The sequence below is a fragment of the Actinomadura rubrisoli genome, assembly GCF_004349215.1.
Classification (GTDB): domain Bacteria; phylum Actinomycetota; class Actinomycetes; order Streptosporangiales; family Streptosporangiaceae; genus Spirillospora; species Spirillospora rubrisoli.
The window spans coordinates 1-10,929 of record NZ_SMKU01000318.1 but is presented as its reverse complement, the minus strand read 5'-3'; the positions used below and the strand labels follow the sequence as shown (position 1 = coordinate 10,929).

The 10,929-nt window shown below is 73.1% G+C and carries 7 protein-coding genes; 5 read left to right on the top strand and 2 right to left on the bottom strand.

The annotated features are described in order from the left end of the window. Window positions 1-61: 61 nt before the first annotated feature. Both E1298_RS37345 and E1298_RS37340 read right to left on the bottom strand, forming a co-directional pair. The gene (locus tag E1298_RS37345) at window positions 62-1,864 is read right to left on the bottom strand and encodes an ABC transporter ATP-binding protein (RefSeq protein ID WP_131901890.1); all 1,803 of its coding nucleotides are present in this window, start codon (window positions 1,862-1,864) and stop codon (window positions 62-64) included. Window positions 1,865-1,929: 65 nt separating this feature from the next. After that, window positions 1,930-3,675 (bottom strand): ABC transporter transmembrane domain-containing protein, encoded by a 1,746-nt coding sequence (locus E1298_RS37340; protein WP_131901888.1) that lies wholly within the window; start codon window positions 3,673-3,675, stop codon window positions 1,930-1,932. Between the two features lie 335 nt (window positions 3,676-4,010). Here E1298_RS37340 and E1298_RS37335 point away from each other — a divergent pair, with 335 nt between their 5' ends. From E1298_RS37335 to E1298_RS37315, 5 genes are all read left to right on the top strand, one after another. Then, complete coding sequence (locus E1298_RS37335; RefSeq protein ID WP_243726043.1) at window positions 4,011-5,234, top strand: PP2C family protein-serine/threonine phosphatase; 1,224 nt, start codon at window positions 4,011-4,013, stop codon at window positions 5,232-5,234. 223 nt (window positions 5,235-5,457) lie between these two features. After that, complete coding sequence (locus tag E1298_RS37330) at window positions 5,458-6,147, top strand: succinate dehydrogenase cytochrome b subunit (RefSeq protein ID WP_131901886.1); 690 nt, start codon at window positions 5,458-5,460, stop codon at window positions 6,145-6,147. Further along, on the top strand, window positions 6,135-8,108 hold the full coding sequence (locus E1298_RS37325; protein WP_243726042.1) for a fumarate reductase/succinate dehydrogenase flavoprotein subunit: 1,974 nt from the start codon (window positions 6,135-6,137) through the stop codon (window positions 8,106-8,108). The genes E1298_RS37330 and E1298_RS37325 overlap by 13 nt, the downstream gene beginning before the upstream one ends. A 2-nt stretch (window positions 8,109-8,110) precedes the next feature. Continuing rightward, the gene (locus E1298_RS37320) at window positions 8,111-8,863 is read left to right on the top strand and encodes a succinate dehydrogenase/fumarate reductase iron-sulfur subunit (protein WP_131901882.1); all 753 of its coding nucleotides are present in this window, start codon (window positions 8,111-8,113) and stop codon (window positions 8,861-8,863) included. A 323-nt stretch (window positions 8,864-9,186) separates the two neighbouring features. Further along, a partial coding sequence (locus tag E1298_RS37315; RefSeq protein WP_131901880.1) for a tetratricopeptide repeat protein occupies window positions 9,187-10,929 on the top strand: 1,743 nt, incomplete at its 3' end.

The following is a 10,929-nucleotide window of genomic DNA, read 5'->3' as shown; positions in this document are numbered from 1 at the left end:
CACGCCCGCCACGCCTGCCCACGCCGCCGCCTGCGCGCCGCTCCGTCCGCCGCCCGCCCGCTCAGGACCGGCGGGCGGCGGTCTCGCGCTGCCCGCCGTGCCAGGACGACCAGAGCGCCGCGTACGAGCCGTCCTCGGCGATCAGCTCGTCGTGCGTGCCCAGCTCGGTGACGCGGCCGTCCTCCACCACGGCGACGCGGTCGGCGTCGTGGGCGGTGTGGAGGCGGTGCGCGATCGCCACGACGGTCCGGCCGTCCAGGACGGCGGCGAGCGAGCGCTCCAGGCGGCGGGCGGCGCGCGGGTCCAGCAGGGAGGTCGCCTCGTCCAGCACCAGCGTGTGCGGGTCGGCCAGGACGAGCCGGGCCAGCGCGAGCTGCTGCGCCTGCGCGGGCGACAGCGCCTCGCCGCCCGAGCCGACGACGGTGTCGAGGCCGGGACCGTCCCAGTCGACGGCCTGGAGGACCTGGGCGACCTGGGCGTCGGTGGCCTCCGGGCGCGCCATCACGAGGTTCTCGCGCAGCGTGCCGCGGAACACGTGGTGCTCCTGCGTGACGAGCGCGACGTGGCCGCGCAGCTCGTCCAGCGGCAGCTCGACCAGCGCGACCCCGCCGTCCGGGACACCGTCCCGGCCGTTGCCTGGGTCGCCGTCCGGGGTGCCGTCCGGGCCGAGCGTGACCGAACCCGAGCGCGGGCCGTCCACGCCCGCGAGCAGGCGGCCCAGCGTCGACTTGCCCGCGCCGCTCGGCCCGACCATCGCCAGCCGCTCCCCCGGCCGCAGGTCGAGGTCGACGCCGTGCAGCACGTCCTTGCCGGGGACGTAGGAGTAGCGGACGCCGCGCGCCGTGAGCCGCTCCCCGCCGGGACGGCGGCCGTTCGGCGCCCGGTCCGGCGGCACGTTGCCGACGCCGAGCAGGCGGGCCAGGGACGCGCCGCCGAGCTGCAGCTCGTCCAGCCAGGTCAGCAGCATCTCCACCGGCCCGATGAGCTGCTGGACGTACAGGGTCGCGGCGGTGACCTGCGCGAGCGAGGCGTTGCCGTGGATGTAGAGGAGCCCGCCCGCGAGCAGCGTCGCCGCGACCGGCAGCACGAAGCTCATCTCGATCACCGGGTAGAGCACCGTGCGCAGCCGCAGCGTGTACCGCTCGACCTCGTACGAGGCGGCGATGTCGCGGTCGCCGCGCGCGTGCCGCCGCTCGGCGAGCCCGAACGCCTCGACCGTCCGCGCGCCGTGGACGGTCTCGGCGAGCCCGTCGGTCATGTCCGCCCACGCCGCGTTCTCCCGCAGGTAGCCGCCGTGGGCTCGGGGCAGGTACCAGCGCATCACGGCCCACAGCAGCGGGACGGCGACCAGGCACGGCAGCGCGACGAGCGGGCCGGTGATCAGCAGCGCGCCGGCGGTGAACCCGACCGCGACGACGGCGATGAGCGTCTCGGGGACGGCGTAGCGGACCGACGTGCTCAGCGTGTCCACGTCCCGGGAGGTCCGGGTGACGAGGTCGCCGGTGCCCGCGCGCTCGACCGTGGACAGCGGCAGCTCCAGCACCTGGTCGACGAAGTCCTCGCGCAGCTCGGCCAGCACCCGCTCGCCCAGCCGCGCCGAGGCGTAGTAGGCGTAGCGGGTGAGCACGCCCTGCAAGATCACGAACATGGCGATGGCGAGGCCGACCGTGTCGAGGTCCGCCCCGCCGTCCCGGACGCCCTCGACCAGGTCGCCGAGCAGCCGCGGCGTGACCAGCCCGGTGACGGCGGCCAGCGCGTGCAGCCCCAGCGCCCCGGCGAGGGCGCGCGGATGCCGGAGCGTCAGCCGGCGCGCGTAGGCCCGCACCTGCGCGGGCGTGGCGACCGGCAGGATCTCGGTGCTCACGGCTGTGGCCTTTCTGTCGTCGGGTCCGTCGGCGCCTTGCCCGGGTCAGGGCGCGGGTCGTCGGGTCAGGCGCGGGTCGTCGTCTCGCCGCGGGTGACCGTGGCCGCGTAGCGCGACTCGGTCTCCAGCAGGTCGCGGTGCGTGCCCTCCGCCACGACCAGGCCGTCCTGGACGAAGGCGACGTGGGCGGCGCGGTCCAGCATCAGGGGGCTCGTCGTGCACACGACCGTGGTACGGCCCGCCCGCGCCGCGGCGAGACGGTCGGCGATGCGCGCCTCGGTGTGCGCGTCGACCGCACTGGTCGGCTCCACCAGGACGAGGATCTCCGGGTCGGCGGCGAGCGCCCGCGCCAGCCGCAGGCGCTGCTGCTGCCCGCCGGAGAACTCCCGGCCCGCCTCGGCGACGTGCGCGTCCAGCCCGCTGGAGGCGACGATGTCCTCGGCGTTCGCCGCCCGCAGCGCCGCCTCCAGCGACGCCCTGCCCGGCGAGCCGGTGTCCGCCGCGCGGCCGTCCGCCATGCCCGCAGCCATGCCCGCGCCCGGCGGGGCGAGGCTCTCGGCCAGCGGGCCGGTGAACAGCCGGTCCTCGTTCACGGCCACCAGGATCCGCGTCCGGACGTCCGCGACCGTGTGCAGCGGGACCCCGCCGAGGCTCACCTCCCCGTCCGCGTACCGGCCGAGCCGGTCGGCGATCGCCTGCGCGTCGCGCGGGTCGGCCGCCGCGACCGCGGTGACCCGCCCCGGCCGGACGACCAGCCCGGACGCGATGTCGATCAGCTCGGCCGGCGCCGCCGGGCGGGCGGTGCCCGCGGCGGGCAGCTCCGGGTCGATCTCCAGCATCCGGACGACCCGTCCCGCCGCGACGAGCCCCTTGGTGACCTTGCCGGCGGCCTCGCCGAGCGTCTTGAGCGGCGCGATCAGGAACACCGCGTAGCCGTAGAACGCGACGAGCTGCCCCACGCTGATCTGCCCGTCCGCGGCGAGGCGCGCCCCGGCCCAGGTCACGACCGCGATGAGCAGGCCCGGCAGCAGCACCTCGGCGCCACTCAGCCGCGACTCGGCCCACGCGGCGGCCGTCCCGGCGTCGCGCACCCGCCGCGACTCGGCGCGGTAGCGCCCGGCGAACAGCCGCTCGCCGCCGATGCCGCGCAGCACCCGCAGGCCCGCGACCAGGTCGGTGGCGTGCGTGTTGAGCTCGCCGACCAGCTCGCGGTGGGCCTGCTCGCGCTCGCGGTACGGGCGCAGCAGCGGCGCCGCGACCGCGAGGATCACCGGCACGCCGACCAGGACGATCAGGCCCAGCGGCGGCGACGTCGCCAGCAGGATCCCCGCCACGGCGACGATCGCGACGACGGCGCCCGTGCCGCGCGCGACGATGTCGAGCACATCGCCGATGTGGGCGACGTCGGAGATTCCGACGCTGACCACCTCGCCCGCGCTCAGCCGCTTGGGCAGCGTCCCGCCGAGCCGGGTCGCCTGCCGCGTGACGACCTGGACCGTCCGGTAGGCGGCTGACAACCAGTTGAACACTGCGAGGCGGTGTCGGGTCACGCCGGTGACGGCCTGGACGGTGCCGAGGGCGAGCAGCACCCCGGCCCAGGCGAGGAGCGCACCCTCGTCCTTGGCCGTGACGCCCTCGTCGATGGCCCGGCCGATCGCGGCGGGCATGAGGGCCTGGCTCAGCATCCAGAGCACGCCCAGCGCAGCGCCACCGGCGGCACTGCGCCACTGGCCGCGCAGCAGCCACAGCAGATATCGGGCGGGTGATCGACGGTCAGGGCTGCCTGGATCCTTCTCCGGCAACGACTTCACCGGACGAAGATAAGCAGCCGGCCCCCCGAAGTTCGACTGATTATTTCCGGGAACGGCCCAGCCGGTAAGCCCACCGGTCAAGGCGTCGCACGGCGGGTTCGGGTAACCCGGACGGCACCTCTGGGGGGATGCGTCCCATCGATCCGAGGCGCTAAGGTCGGAGCGTACGGAGCGAAGCCTCACCGCTCCTTGAGCCGGGACCCTGGCGGCTAGGCCGACGCCGCTGCCCCGGCGCGGTCCGGCCCTGCCCGCCCTCCTGCGCGTGCCGCGGGAATAAACCGGAACGGTCCGGCCGTTGCCAGTGCCGTCGCCAGCCCCGACTTCCGGAAGCCTTTGTGAGCACCATCAGTCATCAGACGCATACCCTCACGTCAGGGGCCGAGGACAGGCTCGACCTGCTCCTCATCGACGACGACCCCTCGGACGTCCTCATGGTCGAGAAGATGCTGGCCGGCACGGGCCTGGACATCCAGATCACCGTGGCGGGCGATCTGTCGACCGCCCGGCGCAGGCTGACCCGGCGCACCCAGTGCATCATCGTGGACCTGTCCACGCCCGGCATAGACCGCCTGGACGGGCTGCGGCACGTGCTGGCCATGTCGGGCCCGGCCGCCGTCGTCGTCCTGACCGGGCTGAACGACGCGCACCTCGGGGTGCGGGCGGTCGCGGCGGGCGCCGAGGACTACCTGGTCAAGCAGGAGGTGGACGGGCCGCTGCTGGCCCGCGCCGTCCGCTACGCCATCGAGCGCAAGCGCGCCGAGGAGACCGAGCGGCGGCTGGTCGAGGCCCGCATCCTCGGCCGGGAGAACGCCCGGCTGGAGCGCGGGCTGCTGCCCGTCCCGCTGATCGACGACCCGGCGCTGCGGCACCACACCCGCTACCGGCCAGGCCGGCGCCGCGCGCTGCTCGGCGGCGACTTCTACGACACCGTGCAGACCGAGGGCGGCGCGGTGCACCTGATGATCGGCGACGTGTGCGGCCACGGCCCCGACGAGGCCGCGCTCGGCGTCCAGCTCCGGATGGCCTGGCGGACGCTCGTGCTGGCGGGGCACAGCGGCGAGCAGCTCCTCGGCACCCTGGACACCGTGCTCGGGCACGAGCGCCGCAGCGAGGAGATCTTCACCACCCTCTGCATGATCACGATCGCGCCGTCGCGGCGGACGGCCCGGATGCACCTCGCCGGTCATCCGGCGCCGCTGCTGTTCCGCGACCTGCCGGGCGACGGCGGCGGCGAGGTGACGGCGCTGCCGGAGTACGCGCACGGCCCCGCGCTCGGGCTGGTGCCCGGCGCCGAGTGGCCGACCACCGAGATCGACCTCGGCGAGTCCTGGGGCCTGATGCTCTACACCGACGGCCTGATCGAGGGGCGCGTCGGCCCCGGCTCGGCGCGGCTCGGCACCGACGGGCTGGTGGAACTGGCCCGCGGCGCCCGCGGCAGGGGCGCCACCGGGCGGTCGCTCATCGACGAGCTCGTCACCGAGGTCGAGCGCCTCAACGGCGACGCCCTGACCGACGACCTGGCCGTCCTGCTGCTGTCGCGGCAGGCCGGGCTGTCCTGAGCCCGCCCGCGCCGGGGCGTTGACCATGCGCCCCTGACCGCCGTCAATGTCTTCTGCGTCACGCTGGGGCAGAGTTCCCGGACCCTCTGTGACGTCACTCACGCCGCGGCCCGCGCCGCGGCGGCCCGAACGCCGCCGCTGCTCCGCTCATAGCCTGTGGCTATCGAAACCAGTGCGCTGATGACTTGGAGTTCTTCCGCCAGGCAGACGTAGCGTGCGCGATGTGGCTATAGCGATACCTGCGATCTACCGATCGACCGTCGGCAAGAAGGCCGTCATGGCCGTGACCGGCGGCATCCTCGTGCTGTACCTCATCGCGCACATGATCGGGAATTTGAAGATCTTCCTCGGCGCGGAGGACTTCAACCACTACGCGCACTGGCTGCGGACGATCGGGGAGCCCGCGGTGCCGCGCCGGACCGTGCTGACGCTCATCGAGGTCGTCCTCGGCGTCTCGGTCGTGCTGCACATGTGGTCGGCGGTGTCGCTCGCCCGGCGCGCGTCCGCCGCGCGCCCGGTGAAGTACCAGTCCAAGAAGAAGTCGCACGCGCAGGGCTACGCCACCCACACGATGCGGTACGGCGGCGTCATCATCGCGCTGTACGTCGTGTGGCACCTGTTGGACCTCACCTTCTTCGTGGTGAACCCCAAGGGCTCCGACGCCACCCCGTACGAGCGGATGGTCGCCGACTTCGACCCGTCCCGCTGGTTCGTCACCGTCTGGTACGTCGTCGCGCTGCTGCTCGTCGGCCTGCACCTCAACCACGGCATCTGGAGCGCGTTCCAGACGCTCGGGCTGCGCGGCCCCCGCAGCGAGCGGGCCCTGCGGAGCCTCGCCGGGACGGTCGCCGCGCTGGTGACCGCCGGCTTCATCTCCGTCCCCGTCTCCATCACCTTCGGATGGGTGAGCTGAACATGAGCGATGGCTTCTCCAAGTCCGGCGACGGCTTCTACAAGTCCGGCGAGCCGATCGCCGACGCCAAGGCCCCGTCCGGCCCGATCGAGGACCGCTGGACGACGCGCAAGTTCGAGGCGAAGCTCGTCAACCCGGCGAACAAGCGCAAGAAGAAGATCATCATCATCGGGACGGGGCTGGCGGGCGGCTCCGCCGGCGCCACCCTCGGCGAGGCCGGCTACCACGTCCAGCAGTTCTGCTTCCAGGACAGCCCGCGCCGCGCCCACTCGATCGCCGCGCAGGGCGGCATCAACGCCGCCAAGAACTACCGCAACGACGGCGACAGCGTGCACCGGCTGTTCTACGACACGGTCAAGGGCGGCGACTTCCGCTCCCGCGAGTCGAACGTCCACCGCCTCGCCGAGATCTCCACGCAGATCATCGACCAGTGCGTCGCGCAGGGCGTCCCGTTCGCCCGCGAGTACGGCGGCCTGCTCGACAACCGCTCGTTCGGCGGCACCCAGGTCTCGCGGACCTTCTACGCCCGCGGCCAGACGGGCCAGCAGCTGCTGCTCGGCGCCTACCAGGCGCTGATGCGTCAGGTCGACGCCGGCAACGTCGAGCTGTACCCGCGGCACGAGATGCTCGACCTGATCATGGAGGACGGCCGGGCGCGCGGCGTGGTCGTCCGGAACCTGATCAACGGCGAGATCAAGCACTACACCGCCGACGCGGTCGTACTGGCGTCCGGCGGCTACGGCAACGTGTACTTCCTGTCCACGAACGCGATGGGCTCCAACGTCACCGCGTCCTGGCGGGCCCACCGGCACGGCGCCCTGTTCGCCAACCCCTGCTACACGCAGATCCACCCGACCTGCATCCCGGTCAGCGGCGACCACCAGTCCAAGCTGACGCTGATGTCGGAGTCGCTGCGCAACGACGGGCGCGTGTGGGTGCCGAAGAAGACCGGCGACGAGCGCCGCCCGGTCGACATCCCCGAGGACGAGCGCGACTACTACCTGGAGCGCGTCTACCCGTCCTTCGGCAACCTCGTCCCCCGCGACATCGCCTCCCGCGCCGCCAAGAACGTCTGCGACGAGGGCCGCGGCGTCGGCCCCGGCGGCCTCGGCGTCTACCTCGACTTCGCCGACGCGATCGAGCGGCTCGGCCGCACGACCGTCGAGGCCAAGTACGGCAACCTCTTCGAGATGTACGAGCGGATCACGGGCGAGAACCCGTACGAGACGCCCATGCGCATCTACCCCGCCGTGCACTACACCATGGGCGGCCTGTGGGTGGACTACGACCTGCAGTCCAGCATCCCCGGGCTGTTCGTCATCGGCGAGGCGAACTTCTCCGACCACGGCGCCAACCGGCTCGGCGCGTCCGCCCTCATGCAGGGGCTCGCGGACGGCTACTTCGTCCTGCCGAACACCATCGGCGACTACATCGCCCGCACGAACCTCGCCCCGGTCGCGGACACCGCGGTCACCGAGGCCGAGGAGCGCGTCAGGAGCCGGGTCGACCGGCTCCTGACGATCGACGGCGACCGCTCCGTCGACTCCTTCCACCGCGAGCTCGGCCACATCATGTGGGAGTACTGCGGCATGGAGCGCACCGAGGAGGGCCTGCGCAAGGCGATGGAGCTCATCCCCGCCCTGCGGAGGGAGTTCTGGGAGCGCGTCAAGGTCACCGGCAAGGGCGAGGAGCTCAACCAGCAGCTGGAGAAGGCCGGCCGCGTCGCCGACTTCCTGGAGCTCGGCGAGCTGATGGTCATCGACGCGCTGCACCGCTCGGAGTCCTGCGGCGGCCACTTCCGGGCCGAGAGCCAGGACGAGGACGGCGAGGCCAAGCGCGACGACGTCAACTTCTCCTACGTCGCCGCCTGGGAATGGGCCGGGGAGGACGAGCAGCCCGTCCTCCACAAGGAGGCCCTTGAGTTCGAACACGTCAAGCCCACGCAGAGGTCGTACAAGTAATCATGAAGTTCACACTGCGCGTCTGGCGCCAGAGCGGCCCGCGGGACAAGGGCAAGATGGTCGAGTACAGGCTCGACGCCATCTCTCCCGACGCCTCGTTCCTGGAGATGCTGGACGTTCTCAACGAGAAGCTCATCGCCGCGGGCGAGGAGCCGGTGGCCTTCGACCACGACTGCCGCGAGGGCATCTGCGGCATGTGCTCCCTCGTCATCAACGGCACCCCGCACGGTCCGGAGCGCGCCACGACCACGTGCCAGCTCCACATGCGCAAGTTCAAGGACGGCGAGGTCATCGACGTCGAGCCGTGGCGGGCGCGGGCGTTCCCGGTCGTGAAGGACCTCGTGGTCGACCGCTCGTCCTTCGACCGGATCATCCAGTCGGGCGGGTTCATCTCCGCCCCGACCGGCACCGCCCCCGAGGCGCACGCGACGCCCGTCCCGAAGCCGGACGCCGACCGCGCCTTCGAGGCCGCGGAGTGCATCGGCTGCGGCGCCTGCGTCGCCGCCTGCCCGAACGGCTCGGCCGCCCTGTTCCTCGGCGCGAAGGTCACCCACCTCGGCCTCATGCCCCAGGGGCAGCCCGAGCGCTGGGACCGCGTCGTCTCCATGCTCGACACGCACGACGAGGAGGGCTTCGGCGGCTGCACCAACACCGGCGAGTGCACCGTCGCGTGCCCGAAGGGCATCCCCCTCGACGTCATCGGCCGCCTGAACCACGACTACCTCAAGGCGACGGCGGGCGGAAGAAAGAAGTAACCCCCGCGTCAGCCGTCCCTGGCGTCCGCGTGGCGCACCGCCGCCCCGCACGTCACCGCCCCGTCCGGCCCCGGCCGGACGGGGCTTCGCCGTCCGCGCCCAGAAAACGCCCACCATCTCGCACTTGGCAGCGCCTGACACCTGGAGACGGGACGGGATCATGCAATACCATGGGCGCCATGCACGTGCATGAGGGTGTGCATCTGCATGCACAGATGCACGTTATCCGGAGCGGCACGGGGCCCGGCCCCGCCGTCCATCGGTCGATCGTGTGCGTGGACGTGGAGGAATTCGGCCATCCGAAACGCACTAATTGGGATCAGATGGCCGTGCGAGCGGGTCTCTACCAGGCCCTTTACCAGGCCTTTACCGAATCGGGCATCCCCTGGGAGTCCTGCTACCGCGAGGACCGCGGGGACGGCGCGCTGATCCTCGTCCCGCCGTCCATCCCGAAGGAACGTCTGGCCGGGCCCCTCCCGCTGCGGCTGGCCACCCTCCTCGAACGGCACAACCGGCAGGCCGGGCACGGGGCGCGGATCAGGCTGCGGGCCGCCGTCCACGCGGGCGAGGTCCACCACGACGACCACGGGGTCGCCGGAACCGCCATCAACACCGCGTTCCGGCTGCTGGACGCCGGGCCCCTCAAGCACGCTCTGCGCCGGTCGTCCGGCACCCTGGCGCTCATCGCCTCCGACTGGTTCTACCGGGAGGTCGTCTGGCAGAGCCCCACATGCAACTCGGACGCGTACCGTCCGGTGCCGGTCGCGGTGAAGGAGATGCAGACGAAAGCCTGGATCCGCCTGCCCGGGACCCGCGAGCCCGAGACCGAGCGGATCGTCCGGCTCCTCGCCCTGCACCCGGGCGCGGAGATCTCCGTCCCGGCCGCCGCCGCCCTCCTCGACCTGCCCGCCGACCGGGCCCGCGCCCTGCTCGGCTCACTCGCGCTCGGCGAACCCGCCCCGGGCCGCTACCTGGTGCCCGACCACACCGCCGAACCCGGCCACGCGGACAAGCCGGGCCACGCCGCCGAGCCGGGCCACGCCGCCGGGAAGGACGCGGAAGGCACCGCCGCCGTCCGCCGCGTCCTCGCCTGGTACCTGGGCACCGCCGACAGCGCCCGCCGCATCCTGTGCCCTGACCGCGTCACCGCGAGCCTCACCCTCCTGGACGCGCCCTGCCGTCCGCTCACCTTCGCGTCCGCCGCCGAGGCCCAGCGCTGGTGCGAGGCGGAGCGCCTCAACCTGATCGCCGCCGCGCGCCTGGCCGCCGAGGACGGGCACCACGACATCGCCTGGCGGCTCCCCCTCGCCCTGTGGAGGTTCTTCTTCCTCCGCAGCCCGTGGACCGACTGGATCGAGGCCCTGCGCACCGGCCCCGACTCCGCCCGCTGCCCCGGCGACGAGCGCGGCGTCGCCTACGCCCTCGGCGGGCTCGGCTATGTCAGCCAGAGCCGCTGGCGCTTCGAGGAGTCGGCCAACTTCTTCCGCGCCGCCCGCGACCTCTTCGTCCAGGTCGGAGACCGCCGCGGCGAGGCATGGGCCCTGCACGGCCTCGGCTACGCCTGCCGCCGGCTCCGGCGGTTCAGCGAGGCGATCGAGCTCCACGAGCGGTCCCTGGGCCTGTCCCGCGCCGTCGGCGACCAGCGCAGCATCGCCTGGGCCCTGAACGCCCTCGGCTACACCCACGCCGGCCTCCGCGAGTTCTCCGCCTCGCTCGACCGCTTCCAGCAGGCCCACGCCGTCGCCCGGCACACCGAGCGGCGCGCCCAGGGCTGGGCCCTGCACGGGCTCGGCTACGCCCACCACGGGCTCGGCCTGCTCCCGCCCGCCATCGACCACTACCGCCAGGCCCTCGACGTCTTCTCCGAGATAGGCGACCGCGCGGGCCGCGGCGAAGCCCTCTACAACCTGGGCAGGGCCCACCTGAGCGCGGAACGGCCCGACGCCGCCCGCGACTCCTGGGTCAGGGCCCTCACCATCTTCGAAGACCTGCAGAGCCCCCAGAGCACCGGCGTCCTGGCGCGCCTCCGCTCCCTGGACACCCCGCAACTCCCCGAGCCCCCGGAC

Excerpts from the sequence above, each read along its gene's own strand:
- E1298_RS37320 (WP_131901882.1), top strand. The coding sequence starts at position 8,111 with ATGAAGTTCACACTGCGCGTCTGGCGCCAGAGCGGCCCGCGGGACAAG.
- E1298_RS37325 (WP_243726042.1), top strand. The coding sequence starts at position 6,135 with ATGGGTGAGCTGAACATGAGCGATGGCTTCTCCAAGTCCGGCGACGGC.